The organism is Delftia sp. ASV31 (assembly GCF_016428765.1).
Taxonomy (GTDB): Bacteria; Pseudomonadota; Gammaproteobacteria; order Burkholderiales; family Burkholderiaceae_C; genus Comamonas; species Comamonas acidovorans.
Map to the genome: position 1 here is coordinate 1 of NZ_JAELTK010000094.1, position 21,211 is coordinate 21,211.

Consider the following 21,211-nt stretch of genomic DNA (forward strand, 5'->3'; position numbering starts at 1 on the left):
CCCCCCCCCCCCCCCCCCCCCCCCCCCCCCCCCCCCCCCCCCCACAACCCCTTTATACTGATACCGCGACCACCGAGATCTACACTGTTCGCATTTCGTCGGCAGCGTCAGATGTGTATAAGAGACAGCAATAAACGCTTCCAGAGAAATGGTATGAACTTTGGTTCCCTGTACCAACTCAAAGTTACCAAATACCCGCTAATGCAGAAAAATACCATGACTCCAACGCCACCGGTCACGCTCCAGTGGAGCCAACGATTCTCTAGCCAAGCGGGCGCATGAATTCCGGTAAGCGGATAATGATGCGAAAAGATAACAACCAATGCGGCAAGAATTCTTATTTTGTCGAGTTGGTTTTTATGCATCTGGAATAATGGTGTTGAAAATTCGGTTTCGTCTTGTTGTGCTTAGTTGCTCTGCAAAGCCAACCCCGCATGTTCGCGCAGCGGATGGAAATGGATCTTCGGAAACCGCTCCTGCGCCAATCGCACGTCATAGGGTGACGTGCACAGATAGGCCAGCGTATCGGCCGCATCGCGCGCCATGCGCAGCGGGTAGGCGTTCTCGAATTCGCGCAGCTCGGCCGGGGTGTCGGCCGTGATCCAGCGTGCGCCGGTGTACTGGCAGCCTTCCAGGCGGATGTCGCAGTCGTATTCGGCGTTCAGGCGGTGCTGGACGACTTCGAATTGCAGCTGGCCCACGGCGCCCAGCAGCATGTTGCCGCCAGCCTCGGGCTTGAAGACCTGGATGGCGCCTTCCTCGCCCAGCTGCATCAGGCCCTGCTGCAGCTGCTTGGTGCGCAGCGGGTTCTTGAGCACCACGGTCATGAACATTTCCGGGGCGAAGAAGGGCAGGCCCGTGAATTGCAGGTTGGTGCCGTCAGTGATGGTGTCGCCCAGCTGGACGCCGCCGTGCGTGGTGAAGCCGATGATGTCGCCCGCATAGGCTTCCTCCACGGCTTCGCGGCGCTGGCTCATGAAGGTCACGACTGAGGTGGGGCGCAGCTCCTTGGCCGTGCGCTGGACCTTCATCTTCATGCCGGGTGTGTACTTGCCCGAGGCCACGCGCACGAAGGCGATGCGGTCGCGGTGGTTGGCATCCATGTTGGCCTGGACCTTGAAGACCACGCCGGAGAAGCCTTCGTCCTCGGGCTGGATGATCTTTTCCACAGGCTGCTTGTTGACCAGCAGCGAGCTTTTGCGGGGGCCGGGCGGGGGCGACATGTCGACCACGGCATCCAGCACTTCCATGACACCGAAGTTGTTCACGCCGGAGCCGAAGAAGACCGGTGTGAGCTTGCCTGCCAGGAAGGCCTCGTGATCCCAGGGGGCAGAGGCGCCCTGGGCCAGTTCCATGCTTTCCAACGCATCGTCGAAGGACTGGCCGAAGCGCGCGCGCAGCTTGTCGGCCTCGGCCAGGGGGATGGCCTCGAAGTCCTGCGGGCGGCGTTCGCTGCCAGGCTGGAACACCGTCATGGTCTGGGTGAGCAGGTTGATGATGCCGCCGAACTGCCGGCCCTGGCCCACGGGCCAGGTGACGGGGCAGCAGGGCATGCCCAGTTCGCGCTCGACTTCGTCGAGGATGTCCAGCGGATCGCGCACTTCGCGGTCCATCTTGTTGACGAAGGTGATGATGGGCGTGTCGCGCTGGCGGCAGACCTCGATCAGGCGGCGGGTCTGCGATTCCACGCCGTTGGCGGCGTCGATGACCATCAGCGCCGAGTCCACGGCCGTGAGCACGCGGTAGGTGTCTTCCGAGAAGTCCTTGTGGCCGGGCGTGTCGAGCAGGTTGACCACGTGATCGCGGTAGCTCATCTGCATGACCGAGCTGGCCACCGAGATGCCGCGCTGCTTTTCGATTTCCATCCAGTCGGAGGTGGCATGGCGGCTGGCCTTGCGGCCCTTGACGGCGCCCGCGATCTGGATCGCGCCCGAGAACAGCAGCAGCTTTTCGGTCAGCGTGGTCTTGCCCGCGTCGGGGTGGGAAATGATGGCAAAAGTCCGGCGGCGCCGGGTTTCCAGGGCGTAAGTCAAGGGGGAGTCCAGGAGATGGGTAAATAGCAGGGCGCGCGTACCGGCTGGCGGCCGCGGCGAACCGGCGCATTTTACAGAGCGTGTGTCGCAAGCGGGTTGTCGGAGGAATCCGCCAATGCCTTCGGCGAAGCGGTTGTTACAGCATTTGCTCCGGAGATGCTGGGACGAGATATGAGTACAGCCAAAAGAACTGGCGTGAGAGCGAAGAATGGCAGCAAGTATCGATATTCGCCTGCAGTAGCGAAGACCGCAATGGCGATCAGGTGAATGGCTGCTGGCACGCTGATCAGCAAGGCTGGCAGGTTCTTTTGGCGCACGCCATGCCACAGGACCATGGCCAGCAGCGCGAAGCCCAGCCAGGGCGTCCACAGCAGCCAGCGCCAGGCATGACTTTGGCGAAGCAGGCCGCGCAGCGCGGTTTCTGCGGAATCCAGCCTGAAAATCCGCATTTGCGATTGCGCCTGGGTGCGCTTGATCACATAGCGGGCATAGTCGAGCGCCGGAAACCCGCCCTGGGCCAGCGCGGCCGACAGAATCACATTGACGCGGCTGGCCGTCACATCGGGCAGGTTGTGCCAGAGGTTGTAGCGCAGGAATTCATGCGCCAGCTCCTTGCGCTGTTCTTCGGTCAGGCTGAAGAGCTGAGGGCCCTGGGGATGGAACACCAACATATCCCAGTAGGCCGGGTCCGAGTAGGCGAGCATGAGCTGGCGCGGAGCATGGCCTTCCAGGATTTCCAAAGTGCGTGCCGACAGCTTGGGCGACTGCAGTACCCAGGGGTCGTTCATGAGGGGTTGCTTTTGCCAGAGGTCGTTCATGGCCCTGGGCTGCAGCAGCTTGACCGTTTCGAAGAGCACGAGTGAATCCGTGGCGCTTTGCGCAGCGGGCTTGTGCATCTGCGTGCCCGCATAGGCCAGGGCACACCACAGGCCGATGATGGCGCACAGCGGCAAGCGGCTTTTGCGGTGGACCAGAAAGATCGCAACCACGGCTGGTGCCAGAAAGAGGATGCCGTTGGCGCGCACAAAAACCGCAAACGGCAGTGCCAGCGCGATGAGGGCCAGGCTGGCACGGCTATGTCGCTTCTGGCTGCAAATCCACCAAAGCTCGAACAGCAATGCGCAGGAGGCCACGGCGAAGACGGCGTCTGGATACAGCGTGGCCATGAAATAGACCATATGAGGCGCCGCGCAGACGAAGACCAGCAGCACGGCGTACAGCAGGCGGTGCCCGCGCGCCCAGTACCAGGCCAACATGCGCGCAAAGAAGAGGGCGCACAGCAACAGCAGGATGGCAACGGGCACCTCTACCCTGTGGGTGACGCCATATGTCCAGCGCACGAAGTAGTACCAGAACACGCTCTTGCCCGAGCGAAAGTGCTCGGGCCTGTCCACTTCCTGGAGGATGGCCGAACTGTCCTCGCCCAGTACGCCGGGCCAGAAGACCAGCAGCCATCCCAGATAGATCAGCACGAGCAGGCCGGCGCTGGCCAGGAAGGCGCGGCGCTCGTTGGAGCCTTCAAGACGGGCCTGCGCGGGCACGGCCGCGGAAGTCGGTGGGCCGGTGGCGGAGAGGTATCTGCTGTTCATGGGCCGTCGACGATGCGTTCAGGTCCTTGGGTAGTGGCAGTGCGGCCAGCGGGGAGCCGCTCACCTTCTTGATGCCGTCTTGATACGGCTCCTGCCAATCTCAACCCATCCTTGACAGCCCCGGCCCTAGAGTTTTCCCCATCGCAACAACAGGTGCCGCCATGCGGCGCCGATGCGGGAGAAATTCCTATGACCCTGACCGAAATCACCGGATGGCTGGGCGCCCTGGGCGCTCTGGCTCTGTTTGTCTACCTGGGATACGCATTGCTGCGGCCCGAGCAGTTCTGAGGTGGCACAGATGCAAGACCTGATCTTTATCGCCCTGAGCCTGGGCTGCTTCGGGGGCCTGCTGGCCTTCGTGGCGGCGCTGGGCCGGATTTGACTGCCTGAAAGGAGACCGCCATGTGGTTGACCTGGATGGAATATGCACTGGTGCTGCTGTTGATGACGGCGCTGGCCGTGCCCATGGGGCAGTGGCTGGCACGCTGCTTCACGAGTGAGCACCATGCCTGGATCGAGCGGCTGAGCTTTCGCGCCCTGGGCGTGAACCCGGCCGAGCGCATGGGCTGGCAGCGCTACGGGCTGGCGCTGCTGCTGTCCAACGGCGCCATGCTGCTGCTGGGCTATGCGCTGCTGCGCGCGCAGGGCTGGCTGCCGCTGAATGCGCTGGGCAATGCGGCGCAGACGCCGGACCTGGCCTTCAACACGGCCGCGTCCTTTGTGACCAATACCAACTGGCAGGCGTATTCGGGCGAGAGCAGCCTGTCCAACGCCACGCAGATGGTGGCCATCACCTTCATGATGTTTGCGGGTGCTATCACGGGCGTGGTCGCGGCTGCGGGCTTCATCCGCGGCCTGGCGCGCTCCAGTGCATCGGACCTGGGCAACTACTGGGTGGACTATGTTCGCGTGCTGTGGCGCGTGATGCTGCCGCTCAGTTTTGTGGTGGCCCTGGTCTATGTGTGGCAGGGCGTGCCGCAGGCGCTGGATGGCCAGGTCTGGGCGACAACGCTGGAGGGCGCGCGCCAGCAGATCCTGCTGGGCCCCGTGGCCAGCCTGGAGAGCATCAAGCACATCGGCACCAACGGCGGCGGCTTCTTCGGCATGAACGCGGCCCATCCGTTCGAGAACCCCACGCCGCTGACCAATGCCATCCACATCCTGGGCATGCTGCTGATTCCCTCGGCCATGACCTATGCCTTCGGCTCCATGCTGCTGCGCCGCCGCCAGGGCTGGGTGCTGTTCGGCGCCTGCCTGGTGATGTTCGTGGGCTTTCTGGCGCTGGTGTTCACGGCCGAGCAGGCCGGCAATCCGCTGCTCACGGCCGCAGGTGCCGACCAGCAGATCAGCGCCACCCAGCCGGGCGGCAACATGGAGGGCAAGGAGCTGCGCTTTGGCATCGCCGACACGGCGCTGTTCGTGGCCACGACCACGGCCGCCACCACGGGCTCGGTCAATGCCATGCATGACTCGCTGACGCCGCTGGGCGGGCTGGTGCCGCTGGCACAGATGATGATCAACTGCGTGTTCGGCGGTGATGGCGTGGGCCTGATCAACCTGCTGCAGTACGCCATCCTCACGGTCTTCCTGGCCGGCATGATGATTGGCCGCACGCCCGAGTTCCTGGGCAAGAAGATCGAGGCGCGCGAGATCAAGCTGGTGATGCTGGCCGTGATGGCGCACCCCATCTCCGTCCTGGGCTTCACGGCGCTGGCGGCGGTCTGGCCCGACACGCTGGCCAGCCTGGCCAACCGGGGGCCGCATGGCTTCTCGGAAGTGCTCTATGCCTATGCCTCGGGCACGGCCAACAACGGCTCGGCCTTTGCGGGCCTGAATGCGAACACGCCGTTCTTCAACACCACCATCGGCCTGGCCATGCTGGCGGGCCGCTATCTGACGCTGCTGCCCATGCTGGCCCTGGCCGGCAGCCTGGCGGCAAAGCCCACCGTGCCTGCGGGGCCGGGCACCTTCCCGACGGCCACGCCGCTGTTCATGGGGCTGCTGGTCTTCGTGGTGATCGTGGTCGGCGGGCTGACCTTCCTGCCTTCGCTGGCCCTGGGGCCCGTGGTCGAGCAGCTGCAGATGCTGTCAGGACAGGTCTACCCCTGAATCCCTGAGCCAGCTGAGCCCGTTTTTTTCTTGGCCGCCGGTTCTGCCTTGGCAGGGCCGTGCGGCGGAGGTTTCGAGATGCAAGTTCAAACACATACTTCCGGCCCTTTGCCGGTGCTGCGCGCTGATGCGCAAGCCCAAGCGCAGGCCGTTCCTGGCGGGCTGCGCTCGCTGTTCGGCCCCAGCCTGCGGTCGGCGCTGTTCGTCGCCGTGGTCACGGGCCTGGCGTACCCGCTGGTCACCACGCTCGTGGCCCAGGCCGCGTTTCCCAAGGCCGCCAATGGCAGCCTGGTCGTGCGCCAAGGCTCGGTCGTGGGCTCGGCCCTGATCGGGCAGGAGTTCGCCTCGCCGCGCTATTTCCAGGGCCGGCCCAGCGCCACCACGGCGCCCGATCCCGACAAGGCCGATGCCACGGTGGCCGCGCCCTACAACGCTGCGCTGTCGGCTGCCACCAACCAGGGGCCGACCCATGCGGCGCTCAAGGAGTCCGTGGCGGCGCGCGTGGCGGCCTACCGCGAACTCAATGGCCTGGCTGCAGATGCTGCCGTGCCTGTGGATGCCGTGACGGCCTCGGCCTCCGGCCTGGACCCGCACATCTCGGTGGCCAATGCCGAGCTGCAACTGCCGCGCGTGGCCCGCGAGCGCCAGTTGCCCGTGGCCAAGGTCCAGGAACTGCTGCGCCAGCAGGTGGAGCCGCGCGTGCTGGGCCTGCTGGGCGAGCCGCGCGTGAACGTGCTGCAGCTGAACCTGGCGCTGGACGATCTCTCGGCCGCGACGCTGCAGCCTGCGGCAGTCCATGCCGCCAAGGAGTAAGCCATGTCGCGCAAAACTGCTTTGTCCCTGTTCGATCCTTCGCTGGTGCGCCAGGCGCTGGGTGACTCCATCCGCAAGCTGGCACCCAGCGCGCAATGGCGCAACCCGGTGATGTTCGTGGTCTACCTGGGCGCCATCTTCACCAGCCTGCTCTGGGCCCAGGCCCTGGCGGGCGAAGGCGAAGCGCCTGCGGGCTTCATCCTGGCGATTGCGCTGTGGCTGTGGTTCACCGTGCTGTTCGCCAACTTTGCGGAGGCGCTGGCCGAGGGGCGCAGCCGCGCCCAGGCCGCCAGCCTGCGCAGCATGAAGCGCAGCACCGTCGCCAAGAAGCTGGAGCAGGCCAACTACCAGAGCCGCTGGCACCCCGTGGGTGCCGAAGAACTGCGTTCGGGCATGTGGGTGCTGGTGGAGGCCGGCGACACCGTGCCGCTGGACGGCACCGTGATCGAGGGCGTGGCCTCGGTGGACGAGAGCGCCATCACCGGCGAATCGGCCCCCGTGATCCGCGAGGCCGGTGGTGACTTCTCTTCGGTCACGGGCGGCACGCGCGTGCTGTCGGACTGGCTGGTGGTGCAGATCACCGTCAATCCCGGCGAGTCCTTCCTGGACCGCATGATCTCCATGGTGGAGTCGGCCCGCCGCCACAAGACGCCCAACGAGCTGGCGCTGACCATTTTGCTGGTCGGGCTGACGCTGCTGTTCCTGCTGGTCATCGTCACGCTGCGGCCCTATTCGTCCTTTGCGGTGGAGCTGACGGGCAGCGGCCAGGTCGTGGGACTGACGGTGCTGATCGCCCTGCTGGTGTGCCTGATCCCGACCACCATCGGCGGCCTGCTGTCGGCCATTGGCGTGGCGGGCATGAGCCGCATGATGCAGGCCAACGTGATCGCCACCTCGGGCCGCGCCGTGGAGGCGGCCGGCGACGTGGACGTGCTGCTGCTGGACAAGACCGGCACCATCACGCTGGGCAACCGCCAGGCCAGCGAGTTCCTGCCCGCGCCCGGCGTGACGGCCGCGCAGCTGGTGGATGCGGCGCAACTGGCCTCGCTGGCCGACGAGACGCCTGAAGGCCGCAGCGTGGTCGTGCTGGCCAAGGAGATGCATGGCCTGCGCGAGCGCGACCTGGCCACGCTGCATGCGGTCTTCGTGCCCTTCACGGCCCAGACGCGCATGAGTGGCGTGGACATGCCCCAGCCGGACGGCGCCACGCGCAGCCTGCGCAAGGGCGCGGCCGACGCCGTGCGCCGCCACGTTGAATCCCTGGGCGGCCAGTTCCCGCCCGCCATGCTCAAGGTGGTGGAGGATGTGTCGCGGCGCGGCAGCACGCCGCTGGTCGTGGCCGACGGTGCCCGCGTGCTGGGCGTGATCGAGCTCAAGGACGTGGTCAAGCACGGCATACGCGAGCGCTTTGCCGAGCTGCGCCGAATGGGCATCAAGACCGTGATGATCACGGGCGACAACCCGCTCACGGCGGCGGCCATTGCGGCCGAGGCCGGCGTGGACGACTACCTGGCCGAAGCCACGCCCGAGGACAAGCTGCGCCTGATCCGCGAACACCAGGCCGCAGGCCGCCTGGTGGCCATGACCGGCGACGGCACCAATGACGCGCCCGCGCTGGCCCAGGCCGACGTGGCCGTGGCCATGAACAGCGGCACCCAGGCGGCCAAGGAGGCCGGCAACATGGTGGACCTGGACAGCAACCCGACCAAGCTCATCGAGGTCGTGGAGACCGGCAAGCAGATGCTGATGACGCGCGGCGCGCTGACCACCTTCAGCGTGGCCAACGACGTGGCCAAGTACTTCGCCATCATCCCGGCCGCCTTCGTGGGCACCTATCCGCAGCTGTCGGCGCTCAACGTCATGGGGCTGGCCAGCCCGGGCTCGGCCATCCTGAGTGCCGTGATCTTCAACGCGCTGATCATCATCGTGCTGATACCGCTGGCCCTGCGCGGCGTGCCCTACCGTGCCATCGGCGCCTCGGCCCTGCTGCGGCGCAACCTGCTGATCTACGGCCTGGGTGGCCTGGTCGTTCCCTTCATCGGCATCAAGCTGATCGACATGCTGCTGGTGGCTCTGAACCTGGCGTGACCCTGGGCGGCCCGCCTGCCCGCCCGGGCAGGCCCCGCTTTGCTCTTCTCTTCAAGAAAACCAAGATGAAATCCGTTCCCTCCATGGCGGCCGCTGGTGCCGTTCCCCGTTTCCCTCTGGCCGCACTGCTGTCGCTGGCGGCCGCATCCTGCCATGCGCAGGCAGAGACCTCCCCCGTCAGCGCTGCCAGCGCCGCTGCCCAGGAATCGCCCGCACCCGCCTACGCCCTCACCGGCAGCGTGACGCTGCTCAGCGACTACCGTTTCCGTGGCATCTCGCAAAGCTGGATGGGGCCTGCGCTGCAGGGCGGGCTGGAGCTGTCGCTGCCGCGCGGCGCCTACCTGGGCGTGTCCGGCTCCAGCGTGTCGCGCCACAGCTATCTGGACGGCCGCGCGCTGGAGCTGGACCTGTACGGCGGCTGGCGCACCGAATTGCCGGCGGGCTGGACGGGCGACATCGGCCTGCTGCACTACAACTACCCCGGCGCGCGCGTGCCCCGGGGCGATGGCGGCGGCGGTGTGCGCTACGACACCACCGAGGCCTATCTGGCTGCCAGCCACGGCGGCTTCAGCGCCAAATGGTCGCTGGCGCTCACGCCTTACTTCGGGCTGCGCGACAGCACGGCGGCCACGGCCTTTGCCGAGGCGCTTCCCGGCAGCGGCAGCTCACGCGGCAGCAGCTATCTGGACCTGAACTACCAGCATCCGCTGGGCGACTGGGCCGTGCTGGGCCTGCATGCCGGCCACACGCAGGTGCGCAACTACAGCGAACTGTCGTATGCCGACTGGCGCGTCTCGCTGGCCCGCAGCTGGGGCCCATGGACGGCCACGCTGGCCTGGGCCGGCACCTCGGCCGACACGCGCTACTACCGCGCGGCCAACGCGGCGGGCCAGATGCAAAGCCTGGGCCGCAGCGGCTGGGTGCTGTCGCTGTCGGCGGCGTTCTAGTGTGGGAGCACGCTCTGGTGCTAGGCTGAGAACCATGCCCATTTCGTCCTCTGCCGAGCCGGCGCCGCCCGGTCTGCCGCGCCCCGATCCCGACGCCCTGGTCGCGCGCCTGCGCCATGAGCGGGCGCAGGAGGGGCGGGGCAAGCTGCGCATCTACTTCGGATCGAATGCAGGCGTGGGCAAGACCTACGCCATGCTGGCCGCCGCCCAGCGCGAACGCCAGGGAGGCCGCGAGGTTCTGGTGGGACTCGTGGAAACCCATGGCCGCAAGGAAACGGCGCAGCAGCTGCATGGCCTGGAGCAACTGCCGCTGCGCGAGCTGCCGCACCAGGGGCGGACGCTGCGCGAGTTCGACCTGGATGCGGCGCTCGCGCGGCGTCCGCGCGTGCTGCTGCTCGATGAACTGGCGCACAGCAATGCGCCGGGTTCGCGCCATCCCAAGCGCTGGCAGGACGTGCAGGAGCTGCTGGACGCAGGCATCGATGTCTGGACCACGATCAATGTCCAGCACCTGGAAAGCCTGAACGACGTGGTGGGCGGCATCGTGGGCATCACGGTGCGCGAGACCGTGCCCGACCAGATCTTCGACGATGCCGACGAGGTCATCGTCGTCGACATCTCGCCCGACGAGCTGCTGCGCCGGTTGAAGGACGGCAAGGTCTACATGCTGGAGCAGGCCGAGCGGGCCTCGCGCAATTTCTTTCGCCGTGGCAACCTGCTGGCGCTGCGCGAACTGGCGCTGCGCCGCACGGCCGACCGCGTGGACGAGGACATGCGCGACTACCGGCGCGAGCGCTCCATAGGCACGGTCTGGCCTGCGCGCGAGCGCCTGCTGGTGGCGGTGGCCGGCCGCGCGGGCGACGACGCGCTGGTGCGCCAGGTCGCGCGCATGGCGCGACGGCTCGATGCGGACTGGATGGTGGTCTACGTGGACGCCCCCCAGCGCCAGCACCGCCCGCGCAGCGTGCAGGCCGCCGTGCTCAAGACCCTGGCCCTGGCCGCGCGCCTGGGCGCCGAGACGGCCACGCTGCCGGGCGCCGATGTGGCCGAGGCCCTGGTCGCCTTCGCGCGCGAGCGCAACGCCAGCCGCCTGGTGCTGGCCCAGCCGCCACGCCCGGCCTGGTCGCCCTGGCGCTGGTGGACGCGCAGCCTGCCCGACCGCATCACGCACCTGCATCCCGATATCGATGTGCTGGTGCTCTCCGGCGGCTCCAGCGCGGCCCGGACCGAGGCCGCTCCTGCCGCGACTTCCGCGCTGCCGCGGCGCGCACCGCTGCCGTGGAAGGGCTATGCCGGCGTCACCCTGGCCTGCCTGGCCGCCACGGCGTTGGCCGAGCAGCTGCTGCGCGTCTTCGACCCGGCCAACGTGGTCATGCTGTTCCTGCTCATCGTCGTGCTGTCCTCGCTGCGCTGGGGGCGGGGCCCGGGTGCCTGGGCCGCGCTGCTGTCGGTACTGTGCTTCGACTACTTCTTCGTGCCGCCGCGCGGCTCCTTCCATGTCAACGACACGCAGTACCTGTTCACCTTCGTGCTGATGCTGGGCGTGGCCCTGGTCTGCGGCCAGCTCATGGCGCGGCTGCGCCACGAGGCGCGTGTGGCGGCCGAGCGCGAGCGCCGCGCAGGCGCCCTGGCGCGGCTGGCGCGCGACCTGTCGGGTGCGCTCACGCAGGAGCAGGTGGTGGAGATCGCGCTGCGCACGGTCTCGGGCGTGTTCGACGCCCAGGCCGGGCTGCTGCTGCCCGATGCCGACGAGCGCCTGCGGCCCGCGGGCGGCGGCCCCTGCGCCATGGACGACAGCATCGCGCGCTGGGCCATGGACCATGGCCAGCAGGCCGGCCAGGGCACGGACACGCTGCCGGCCGCACCGGCCCGCTATGTGCCGCTGGCCGCACCCGTGCGCATGCGCGGCGTGCTGGTGCTGCAGCTGCGTGCGCCGCAGCGCCTGGAGGTGCCCGAGGAGCAGCGCCTGCTGGAGGCCTGTGCCAGCCAGGTGGCGCTGGCGCTGGAACGCCAGCACTTCGTGGCCGTGGCCCAGCAGACCCAGATCGCCATGGAGGGCGAGCGCATGCGCAACACCCTGCTGTCGGCCGTCTCGCACGACCTGCGCACCCCGCTGACCACCATCCTGGGCGCGGCCGAGGCCGCGCAGCGCCATGTGCCGCCGGGCGGCGCGGCCGACATGCTGGAGCAGGTCCGCATCCAGGCGCAGGCCATGCAGCGCCTGGTGGAGAACCTGCTGGACATGGCGCGCCTGCAGCAAGGCGGCGTGCACCTGCAGCGCGAATGGCTGCCGCTGGACGAAGTGGTGGGCAGCGCGCTGCGCCAGATGCGCGCGCGTCTGGGCCAGCATCTCGTGAGCACCGACGTGCCCGCCAGCCTGCCGCTGCTGCAGCTCGATGCCCTGCTCATGGAGCGCGTGCTGGTCAACCTGCTGGACAACGCCGCCAAGTACACGCCGGCCGGCACGCCGCTGGCCATCAGTGCGCGTGTGCAGGACGGCGAACTGCTGCTGTCCGTGCGCGACGGCGGGCCGGGCCTGCCATCGCATCTGCCGGTGGAGACGCTGTTCGAGCCCTTCACGCGCGGCACGGCCGAGTCCACCGTCTCGGGCATCGGCCTGGGCCTGGCGCTGGTGCGCAGCATCGTCGAGGCGCATGGCGGGCGCATCGAGGCCGCCGCCGCGCGGCCCGGCCCGGGCACCATCTTCACGCTGCGCTTTCCCGTGCCCGAGCAGCCTGCGCTGGATTAGAGTCCCGCCATGCACGAAAGCCTCCCATGAGCACGCCCGCCAACCGCATCCTGATGATCGAGGACGACCCCGGCATCCGCCGCTTCGTGCGCCTGGTGCTGGAAGACGAAGGCTGGCAGGTCTTCGAGGCCGACAGCGCGCGCCGCGGCCTGATCGAGGCGGCGAGCCGCCAGCCCGATCTGGTCATCCTCGACCTGGGCCTGCCCGACGCCGATGGCAAGCAGGTCCTGACCGAGCTGCGCGGGTGGTCCTCCGTGCCCGTGCTCGTGCTCTCCGCGCGCGAGCGTGAGGACGAGAAGGTGGCCGCATTGGATGCCGGCGCCGACGACTACCTGGTCAAGCCCTTCGGCGTGCCCGAGCTGCTGGCCCGGCTGCGCGTGATGCTGCGCCGCCGCCAGCAGCTGGGCGCCGCCGGTGGGGCGGGCGGCACCGCCGCGTCCAGCAAGGTGCACTTCGGCCCGGTTCAGGTGGACCTGGCCACGCATGAGGTGCGGCGCGCGGGGCAGCCGGTGCACCTCACGCCCATCGAATTCCGCCTGCTGGCGGCCCTGATCGCCGCCCAGGGCCGGGTGCTCACCCACCGCCAGCTGCTGCTGCAGGTGTGGGGCCCCGAGTACCTGAGCCGTGCCCACTACCTGCGCGTGCACATGGCCAATCTGCGCCAGAAGATCGAGGACGAGCCGGCCCAGCCGCGCCACCTGGTGACCGAGCTGCAGGTGGGCTACCGGCTTGTGGGGCTGGGCGGTGAGGCATCCACGGGATCGGTATAATCGGCGCCTCTCCGAGGAGCGTTGCAGCGGCCCCACACATCAGGCGTGGTCGCGAGGCTCGGAGTCATACCTGCAACGACGCTCGCCCACGCTTTCTGTGCGGTGAGCTTTTTTTCGTCTCCCGCAGAACGTGGTTTTTCATTCATCTTTTGGAGAAAACCATGAACGCTGCTGTTCGTCCCGTTTCCGCCGACACGGCCATCGCTGACATTTCCCTCGCTGCCTGGGGCCGCAAGGAAATCCTGATCGCCGAAACCGAAATGCCCGGCCTGATGGCCACGCGCGAGGAATTCGCCGCTGCCCAGCCCCTCAAGGGCGCGCGCATCGCGGGCTCGCTGCACATGACCATCCAGACGGCCGTGCTGATCGAGACGCTCAAGGCCCTGGGCGCCGAAGTGCGCTGGGCGTCGTGCAACATCTTCTCGACGCAGGACCACGCTGCTGCCGCCATCGCTGAAACCGGCACGCCCGTGTTCGCCATCAAGGGCGAATCGCTGGCCGACTACTGGGATTACACCCACCGCATCTTTGAATTCGGCGCCGCCGGCACCGAAGGCGAAGGCCCCAACATGATCCTGGACGACGGCGGCGACGCCACCATGCTGCTGCACCTGGGCATGCGCGCCGAAAAGGACCTGTCCGTGCTGGACAACCCCGCCTCCGAAGAAGAGAAGATCGCCTTCGCCGCCATCCGCGCCAAGCTGGCCCAGGACCCCACCTGGTACACGCGCAAGAGCGCCCACATCATCGGCGTGACCGAAGAGACCACGACCGGCGTGCACCGCCTCAACGAGATGTCGGCCAAGGGCACGCTGAAGTTCCGTGCCATCAACGTCAACGACTCGGTCACCAAGAGCAAGTTCGACAACCTCTACGGCTGCCGCGAATCGCTGGTGGACGGCATCAAGCGCGCCACCGACGTGATGATCGCCGGCAAGGTTGCCGTGGTGGCCGGCTACGGCGACGTGGGCAAGGGCTGCGCCCAGGCGCTGCGCGCGCTGTCGGCCCAGGTCTGGGTCACCGAGATCGATCCCATCAACGCCCTGCAGGCGGCCATGGAAGGCTACAAGGTCGTGACCATGGAGTGGGCAGCCGACAAGGCCGACATCTTCGTGACCACCACCGGCAACCGCGACATCATCCGCCACGAGCACATGGTGGCCATGAAGAACGAAGCCATCGTCTGCAACATCGGCCACTTCGACAACGAGATCGACGTCGCCTCCATCGAGCAGTATCAGTGGGAAGAAATCAAGCCCCAGGTGGACCACATCACCTTCCCTGACGGCAAGAAGATCATCCTGCTGGCCAAGGGCCGCCTGGTGAACCTGGGTTGCGCCACCGGCCACCCCAGCTTCGTGATGAGCGCCTCGTTCGCCAACCAGACCATCGCCCAGATCGAGCTGTTCACCAAGCCCGACGCCTACGAGGTCGGCAAGGTCTACGTGCTGCCCAAGATCCTGGACGAGAAGGTCGCCCGCCTGCACCTGAAGAAGGTCGGCGCCATGCTGACCGAACTGACGGACGGCCAGGCTGCCTATATCGGCGTGAGCAAGCAGGGCCCCTACAAGCCCGAAACTTATCGCTACTAAGCACCCCCTGAGGCGCTGACGCGCCTTCCCCCTCTCTATCCGCTTCGCGGAGGAGGGGGACGACGCCCTCGCTGCGGGGCGGCCCTTGCTTGGCGTCCCTGAGTTGGGTCGCGCCGGTTTCGGGCATTAGTCAACTGAGATTTCCTGGAGCGACGCTATGCGCGCAGATGTATTTTTGGTGGAAGCCGGCCATGCGGCCACGCGCTCGCAGGCGCAGCGGCTGATTGCGGGCGGCGTGCAATGGCGCATGACGCCGCTGACGCCTTGGAAGAAGGTTGCCAAGAACGGCGACGAGATTCCTGCGGGTGCCGAGCTGCAGCTGCTGGACGGGGCCGAGGCCCGGTTCATCTCGCGCGGCGGGCTGAAGCTGGAAGGCGCGCTGGCGGCCACCAAGCTGTCGGTGCAGGGCCTGCGCTGCCTGGACGTGGGCCAGAGCACGGGCGGTTTCACCGACTGCCTGCTGCAGGCGGGCGCCGCCCAGGTCATCGGCGTGGACGTGGGCCATGGCCAGTTGCACGACCGGCTGCGCTCGGATGTGCGTGTGATCTGCGTCGAGGGCGTCAACGCCCGCGCGGTGACGGCCGAGGGCCTGCAGGAGTCCTGCGAGGAAGTGCTGTCCGAACGCTGGGAAGAAGATCCCGACGACAACGACACTCAGCCCGTGGCGCCCTATGCCTGGATGCGCAACGGCGGTCTGGTCGATGAAGACTACGACGACAGCGACGACGCCAAGGAAAAAGAGATCGAGGCCTTCAAGGCCGAGCGCGCGGCCAAGGGCAAGGCCCGGGAAGAAGGCACGGTGGCCACGCAGCGCCGCCGCCGCGCCGAGTTTGCCGACGTGGACATCACGCCGCAGTTCGACTTCGTCACGGGCGATCTGTCCTTCATCTCGCTGACCCTGGTGCTGCCGGCCGTCACGCGCCTGCTCAAGCCGCACGGCCAGCTGCTGATGCTGGTCAAGCCGCAGTTCGAACTGCAGCCGGGCCAGGTCGGCAAGGGCGGCATCGTGCGCGATGCGGCCCTGTTCACCGAGGTGGAGCAGCGCATCCGCACCTGCCTGGGCGAGCTGGGCCTGGAGGTCAAGGGCTGGATGGAGTCGGCCATCGAAGGCGGTGACGGCAACCGCGAATTCTTCGTGCATGCCCAGCAGGCGGCCGTGGTGAAGGAGCCTGCACAGCCTGAAACGCAGGACGAGGACGAACCCCGTTCGGCCGTGAAAGCAGCGCCCAAGCGCGTGTCCCGCACCGTGCTGCGCGAGCAGCGCAACGAGCGTGTGATCGACACCAGCACCGAGTTCGGCGTGCCCGGACCGGGGCGCGCCAAGCTGCGCAAACGCAACGAATGAAACACTGAGCAGTGAGTCTTACATGAGCTTTCCGATCAGCTTCGAATTCTTCCCGACCAAGACGCCCGAAGGCGCGGCCAAGCATGTGCAGGTGCGCAAGAACCTCTACGCGCGCAAGCCCCAGTTCTGCTCCGTCACCTATGGCGCGGGCGGCTCCACGCAGGCCGGCACCTTCAACATGGTGCGTGACATCCAGAGCGAAGGCGTCAGCGCGGCATCGCATTTCTCCTGCGTGGGCGCCACGCACGACAAGGTGCGTGCCGAGCTGCAGGAGCTCAAGGCCATGGGCGTGCGCCGCATCGTTGCGCTGCGCGGCGACCTGCCCAGCGGCTATGGCCTGGGAGGGGAATTCCAGTACGCCAGCGACCTCGTGGAATTCATCCGCCGCGAGTTCGGCGACTGGTTCCACATCGAGGTGGCAGCCTATCCCGAGGTCCACCCGCAGGCGAAATCCCCACATTCCGATCTGGAAGCGTTTGCGGCTAAAGTGCGCGCTGGCGCGGATTCCGCGATCACCCAATATTTCTACAATGCCGACGCCTACTGCCGTTTCGTTGATGCGGCGCGCGGCATGGGGCTTGATGCACCGGTTGTTCCCGGCATCATGCCCATCACCAGCTCTACGCAGCTGATGCGCTTCTCGGACGCCTGCGGCGCCGAGATCCCGCGCTGGATCCGCCTGCGTCTGCAGGCTTACGGAGATGACACGGCGTCCATTCGCGCCTTCGGCCTCGATGTCGTGTCCCGTCTATGCGAGCAGTTGCGCAGCCAGGGCGCTCCCGGGCTGCACTTCTATACGATGAACCAGAGCGTCGCCACGCTGGAAATCTGCGATCGATTGGGCCTTTGAGCGCGCAGCCACTGCGCCGGCCCCGGGCGGCCCTCTAGAACTTGGGAACGGTCAGGCGTTCCCTGGAGGTTTTTGCCCATGGATCGTAATTTTCGACGCCTGCATTGGCGCTGGCTGGCCATGTGTGCCATCACCGCCACCCTGGCTGGCTGCGCACCGGCTCCCGTGGCCGAAACCGATGCCGAGTCCGGCGCCCTGATAGCAGGTTCTGCTGGTTCGGCAGGTGCCGAGGCCATGGCTGAAGGCCAGACGCCTGCGGCCGTTCCCTCCGCAGGCAAGCGCAGCAGCCGCGCCTCGCGGGCCACGCCGCCTGCCAGCAGGTCCGCGGATGCCAGGCCCTCCGAACCGGCTTCGTCCGAAGAGAGCGCCGACACTCCCTCCAATCCCGATTTCGCCCTCGTCCCCTCGCGCGACAGTGACCAGCAAGGCCTGGCTTCCTGGTATGGCCCGGGCCTGCATGGCCGGCTGACGGCCAGCGGCGAACGTTTCGACAAGGAAGAGCTGACGGCTGCGCACCGCAGCTTCGCCTTCGGCAGCCGTGTCTGCGTGCGCAGCGCCGCGACAGGCAGGACGGTGGTGGTGCGCATCAATGACCGGGGGCCGTTTGCGCCCGGCCGCGTGATCGACCTGAGCCAGGCCGCGGCGCAGGAGCTGGGCATGGTCGGCCTGGGCATCAAGCCCGTGGAGCTGTGGCAGCTCGACGAAGGCGAGGAAGAATGCCCCGAAACCCTGGTCACGGCCAGGAAGGCAGAGTCGCTCAAGAAGACGCAGCAGGCCAAGGCACAGACACAAACACAGGCGCGGACCCAGGTTCAGGCAAAGGCCCCGGTCCGGCCGCGTGTGCAGGCCAAGGCGCCCGCACCCAGGCCCAATGCACGCACGGCCGTGGCCAGCCGTGCCGTCCCTGCCGCCAAGCCGGTGGCGAAGGCCGCTGCGCCCGCCGCAGCCTCGGCCACGGCAGTGGCCTCTGCGGCGTCGAGCTCGCGCTGAACCGTGTTCAGCCGCCGGATTCGAGCGTGAAGGCCGCGTTCTCGTCCTGACCGAGCAGCTTGACCAGCTGCGGCATGGCCGGCTTGAGCTGTTCCTTGAGATTGAACGGCGGATTGATCAGGAACATGCCGCTGGCCGGCAGGCCGCCGCGCTCCGACGTCTTGTTGCTCTTGACCGTGAGCTCCACGTGCAGCCAGCTCTTGCCGGCCTTGGTGGTCATGGTCTTCAGGCGGCGCGGCAGATCGTGCGCCTCGGGGCGCGGGATGATCGGATACCAGACCGCATAGGTGCCTGTGGCAAAGCGCTTGAGGCTGTCGGCCGCCATGTCCAGCACCTTGGCGTAGTCGCTCTTGAGCTCGTAGCTGGGGTCGCACAGCACCAGGGCGCGGCGCGACGGTGGCGGCAGGAATTTCTTGATGCCCTCGAAGCCGTCCTCGTGCAGCACGGCCACCTGGCGGCCCGCTTCGAGCTGGGCAATGTTGCCCACCAGCGAGCGCATGTCGGTGGGATGCAGCTCGAAGACCTTGAGCTTGTCGCGCTCCTGCACGCGCAGCAGGGACTGGATGATGAAGGGCGAGCCCGGGTAGTTGCGCAGCTGCGCGCCCTGGTTGAAGGAGCGCACCGTGGCCAGGTAGGCCTGCAGCACCGGGGCCAGCTCGGCCTCCTTGGCCTGGGCCAGGCGCATGATGCCGTCGGCGGACTCGCCGCTCTTGTTGGCGTAGTCGCCGTCCAGTCGGTACAGGCCGGCGCCGGCGTGCGTGTCCAGCACCGTGAGGGCGGCATCCTTCTGGAGGAGGTATTGCAGGGTGGCGATCAGCACGGTGTGCTTGAGCACATCGGCATGGTTGCCTGCATGGAAGGCGTGGCGGTAACTGAACATAGGCGTATGGTAACCAGCCGCGCTGCCGGGTGGTTGTCCGTGGCGGCTGAAGGATGGGGGCCGGCGCTGAAGCCAGGGCGGCGCAAGGGGGGATGGCGAAGACCTGCCGTTTTTGTATAATGGAGGGCTTCGCAGCGATTTTAGGGTCCCGCGGCGAAGTTTACATCCCCGCCTAAGAGGCTTCCTTTTTGAAGAAGCGCCGACCGCGGAAAAGGGCCCGCCAAACCTTTCTTGAAAGAGAAAACTCATGTCTACATTCAGCGCAAAGCCCGCTGAGGTGCAACACGAGTGGTTTGTGATTGACGCCACCGATAAGGTGCTCGGACGTGTCGCCAGCGAAGTGGCACTCCGTCTGCGCGGCAAGCACAAAGCCATTTACACACCTCACGTTGACACCGGCGACTTCATCGTCATCATCAACGCCTCCAAGCTCAAGGTCACCGGCACCAAGAACCTGGACAAGGTGTACTACCGCCACTCTGGTTTCCCCGGCGGCATCACTGCCACCAACTTCCGCGACATGCAGGCCAAGTTCCCCGGCCGTGCTCTGGAAAAGGCCGTCAAGGGCATGCTGCCCAAGGGTCCCCTGGGCTACGCAATGATCAAGAAGCTCAAGGTGTACGGCGGTGCTGAGCATCCCCACACCGCCCAGCAGCCCAAGGCTCTGGAAATCTAAGGAGACCTAGATGATTGGTGATTGGAACAATGGCACCGGCCGTCGCAAATCCAGCGTCGCACGCGTGTTCCTGAAGAAGGGCTCCGGCAAGATTACCGTGAATGGCAAGGACATTCAGGAATACTTCGGCCGCGAAACCTCGATCATGATCGCAAAGCAGCCCCTGGCTCTGACGAGCAACCTGGAAGCTTTCGACATTCAAGTGAACGTCCACGGTGGTGGTGAATCCGGCCAGGCCGGCGCTACCCGCCACGGCATCACCCGCGCCCTGATCGACTATGACGCAGCGCTCAAGCCCGTCCTGAGCCAAGCCGGCTTCGTGACGCGTGACGCTCGTGAAGTCGAACGTAAGAAGGTCGGCCTGCGCTCCGCACGCCGCGCCAAGCAGTTCTCCAAGCGTTAATCCGCTGGCACTGCAGGAAAGTCCCCCGGGGCTTTCCCCAGAAAAAAACCGCCTTTGCCGGCGGTTTTTTTCTGGGCGATGCAAACCCTTCGCATTCACCTTCGCCGTCGGTGGCCAATGCCCCCACTTGCACTGTCGTCAAGCCGGCGGCCCCGGGAATTCCCGAGCCCTTTGCTGTACCATTCGGGCCAATTGAGAACTTCGGAGTATCCCCATGAGCGCCGTCGCAGAAATCACCGAAACCACCACCGCCGAAATGCCCACCCCGATCGTCTTCACCGACAGCGCAGCTGCCAAGGTGGCCGATCTGATCGCCGAGGAAGGCAACCCTGACCTGAAGCTGCGCGTGTTCGTGCAAGGTGGCGGATGCTCGGGCTTCCAGTACGGCTTCACGTTCGACGAGATCACCAACGACGACGACACGACCATGACCAAGAATGGCGTGTCGCTGCTGATCGACGCCATGAGCTACCAGTACCTGGTGGGTGCCGAGATCGACTACAAGGAAGACCTGCAGGGCGCGCAGTTCGTGATCAAGAACCCCAACGCCTCCACCACCTGCGGCTGCGGATCGAGCTTCTCGGTGTAAGCCTTGTCGGCCGCGCTGCAGTGAAGCCCGCAGCAGCCCGCCGCACAACACGCCACCAACCGCCGCGCAGCAATGCGCAGGCGGTTTTTTAACGCCCGCGCCCTCCCTGCCTTGCCATGATTCCTGAAGACAAAAGCGCTTCCGCCTCCTCCACATCCTCCTCGCGTTCGGTGCTGCTATGGCTTGTGGCCATCGGCTTTTTCATGCAGACGCTGGACGGCACCATCGTCAACACCGCGCTGCCCACCATGGCCGAGGCCCTGGGCGAGAGCCCGCTGCGCATGCAGTCGGTCATCGTCGCCTACTCGCTGACCATGGCCATGCTGATCCCGGCCTCGGGCTGGATGGCCGACCGCTTCGGCACGCGGCGTGTCTACCTGTGGGCGATTGCGCTGTTCGTGCTGGGCTCGGTGATGTGCGCGATTGCGCCCAACCTGCAGCTGATGGTGGCTGCGCGCGTGCTGCAGGGCATGGGCGGGGCGCTGCTCATGCCGGTGGGGCGGCTGGCCGTGCTGCGCGCCTTTCCACGCGAGCAGTTCCTCAAGGCCATGAGCTTCGTGGCCATCCCCGGCCTGGTCGGGCCGCTGATCGGCCCCACGCTGGGCGGCTGGATGGTGGAGTACGTGAGCTGGCACTGGATCTTCCTGGTCAACGTGCCCGTGGGCCTGATCGGCCTGGCCGCCACGCTGCGCTTCATGCCGGTGGGCGACCGCTTTGCCGTCAAGCGCTTCGACGGCGTGGGCTATGCGCTGCTGGCCTTCGGCATGGTGGCCGTGTCGCTGGCGCTG

Annotated in this window: 19 protein-coding genes and 1 riboswitch; of the genes, 15 read left to right on the top strand and 4 right to left on the bottom strand. The window is 66.9% G+C overall.

What is annotated here, in order from left to right; translation table 11 throughout:
• Positions 1–107: 107 nt before the first annotated feature.
• The 3 genes from JHD82_RS24650 to JHD82_RS24660 form a co-directional block, all read right to left on the bottom strand.
• Positions 108–365: an acyltransferase family protein gene (locus JHD82_RS24650; protein ID WP_199139312.1), complete on the bottom strand. Its 258-nt coding sequence runs from the start codon at positions 363–365 to the stop codon at positions 108–110.
• A 42-nt stretch (positions 366–407) separates the two neighbouring features.
• Positions 408–2,033: a peptide chain release factor 3 gene (locus tag JHD82_RS24655; protein ID WP_199139314.1), complete on the bottom strand. Its 1,626-nt coding sequence runs from the start codon at positions 2,031–2,033 to the stop codon at positions 408–410.
• A 71-nt stretch (positions 2,034–2,104) separates the two neighbouring features.
• The gene (locus JHD82_RS24660) at positions 2,105–3,622 is read right to left on the bottom strand and encodes a hypothetical protein (protein WP_199139316.1); all 1,518 of its coding nucleotides are present in this window, start codon (positions 3,620–3,622) and stop codon (positions 2,105–2,107) included.
• A gap of 189 nt (positions 3,623–3,811) precedes the next feature.
• Between JHD82_RS24660 and kdpF the strand changes: the two genes are divergently transcribed.
• The 11 genes from kdpF (at position 3,812) to JHD82_RS24715 (ending at position 17,875) form a co-directional block, all read left to right on the top strand.
• On the top strand, positions 3,812–3,910 hold the full coding sequence (gene kdpF / locus JHD82_RS24665) for a K(+)-transporting ATPase subunit F (protein WP_034397326.1): 99 nt from the start codon (positions 3,812–3,814) through the stop codon (positions 3,908–3,910).
• Between the two features lie 114 nt (positions 3,911–4,024).
• Complete coding sequence (kdpA, locus tag JHD82_RS24670; protein WP_199139318.1) at positions 4,025–5,731, top strand: potassium-transporting ATPase subunit KdpA; 1,707 nt, start codon at positions 4,025–4,027, stop codon at positions 5,729–5,731.
• 78 nt (positions 5,732–5,809) lie between these two features.
• Entirely contained in the window at positions 5,810–6,544 is a 735-nt protein-coding gene (gene kdpC, locus JHD82_RS24675; RefSeq protein ID WP_199139320.1) for a K(+)-transporting ATPase subunit C, read from the top strand.
• A gap of 3 nt (positions 6,545–6,547) precedes the next feature.
• Positions 6,548–8,632 carry a potassium-transporting ATPase subunit KdpB gene (gene kdpB / locus JHD82_RS24680; protein WP_043820203.1) on the top strand — a complete coding sequence of 695 codons (2,085 nt, stop codon included), beginning with the start codon at positions 6,548–6,550 and terminating at the stop codon, positions 8,630–8,632.
• An 83-nt stretch (positions 8,633–8,715) separates the two neighbouring features.
• Positions 8,716–9,579: a TorF family putative porin gene (locus JHD82_RS24685; RefSeq protein WP_199139328.1), complete on the top strand. Its 864-nt coding sequence runs from the start codon at positions 8,716–8,718 to the stop codon at positions 9,577–9,579.
• A gap of 34 nt (positions 9,580–9,613) precedes the next feature.
• Positions 9,614–12,328 carry a sensor histidine kinase KdpD gene (locus JHD82_RS24690; protein WP_199139322.1) on the top strand — a complete coding sequence of 905 codons (2,715 nt, stop codon included), beginning with the start codon at positions 9,614–9,616 and terminating at the stop codon, positions 12,326–12,328.
• Between the two features lie 26 nt (positions 12,329–12,354).
• Positions 12,355–13,098, top strand: a complete 744-nt coding sequence (locus tag JHD82_RS24695) for a response regulator (protein ID WP_012207717.1) — start codon at positions 12,355–12,357, stop codon at positions 13,096–13,098.
• Between the two features lie 7 nt (positions 13,099–13,105).
• A riboswitch (S-adenosyl-L-homocysteine riboswitch) is annotated at positions 13,106–13,189 on the top strand.
• A 70-nt stretch (positions 13,190–13,259) separates the two neighbouring features.
• Positions 13,260–14,690, top strand: a complete 1,431-nt coding sequence (ahcY, locus tag JHD82_RS24700; RefSeq protein WP_012207716.1) for an adenosylhomocysteinase — start codon at positions 13,260–13,262, stop codon at positions 14,688–14,690.
• A 157-nt stretch (positions 14,691–14,847) separates the two neighbouring features.
• Positions 14,848–16,035 carry a TlyA family RNA methyltransferase gene (locus tag JHD82_RS24705; protein ID WP_097205637.1) on the top strand — a complete coding sequence of 396 codons (1,188 nt, stop codon included), beginning with the start codon at positions 14,848–14,850 and terminating at the stop codon, positions 16,033–16,035.
• Positions 16,036–16,057: 22 nt separating this feature from the next.
• The gene (metF, locus tag JHD82_RS24710; protein ID WP_034397320.1) at positions 16,058–16,885 is read left to right on the top strand and encodes a methylenetetrahydrofolate reductase [NAD(P)H]; all 828 of its coding nucleotides are present in this window, start codon (positions 16,058–16,060) and stop codon (positions 16,883–16,885) included.
• A gap of 78 nt (positions 16,886–16,963) precedes the next feature.
• Positions 16,964–17,875 carry a septal ring lytic transglycosylase RlpA family protein gene (locus JHD82_RS24715; protein ID WP_199139324.1) on the top strand — a complete coding sequence of 304 codons (912 nt, stop codon included), beginning with the start codon at positions 16,964–16,966 and terminating at the stop codon, positions 17,873–17,875.
• Positions 17,876–17,882: 7 nt separating this feature from the next.
• Here JHD82_RS24715 and JHD82_RS24720 read toward each other — a convergent pair whose 3' ends face one another.
• The gene (locus JHD82_RS24720; protein WP_012207712.1) at positions 17,883–18,755 is read right to left on the bottom strand and encodes a 23S rRNA (adenine(2030)-N(6))-methyltransferase RlmJ; all 873 of its coding nucleotides are present in this window, start codon (positions 18,753–18,755) and stop codon (positions 17,883–17,885) included.
• 247 nt (positions 18,756–19,002) lie between these two features.
• Here JHD82_RS24720 and rplM point away from each other — a divergent pair, with 247 nt between their 5' ends.
• From rplM to JHD82_RS24740, 4 genes are all read left to right on the top strand, one after another.
• Entirely contained in the window at positions 19,003–19,431 is a 429-nt protein-coding gene (gene rplM / locus JHD82_RS24725; RefSeq protein WP_012207711.1) for a 50S ribosomal protein L13, read from the top strand.
• A 10-nt stretch (positions 19,432–19,441) separates the two neighbouring features.
• Positions 19,442–19,834, top strand: a complete 393-nt coding sequence (gene rpsI, locus JHD82_RS24730; protein WP_012207710.1) for a 30S ribosomal protein S9 — start codon at positions 19,442–19,444, stop codon at positions 19,832–19,834.
• A gap of 214 nt (positions 19,835–20,048) precedes the next feature.
• Positions 20,049–20,423, top strand: a complete 375-nt coding sequence (gene erpA, locus JHD82_RS24735) for an iron-sulfur cluster insertion protein ErpA (protein WP_013800449.1) — start codon at positions 20,049–20,051, stop codon at positions 20,421–20,423.
• A gap of 116 nt (positions 20,424–20,539) precedes the next feature.
• The coding region (locus tag JHD82_RS24740; protein ID WP_199139326.1) for an MFS transporter at positions 20,540–21,211 on the top strand (672 nt) is incomplete at its 3' end.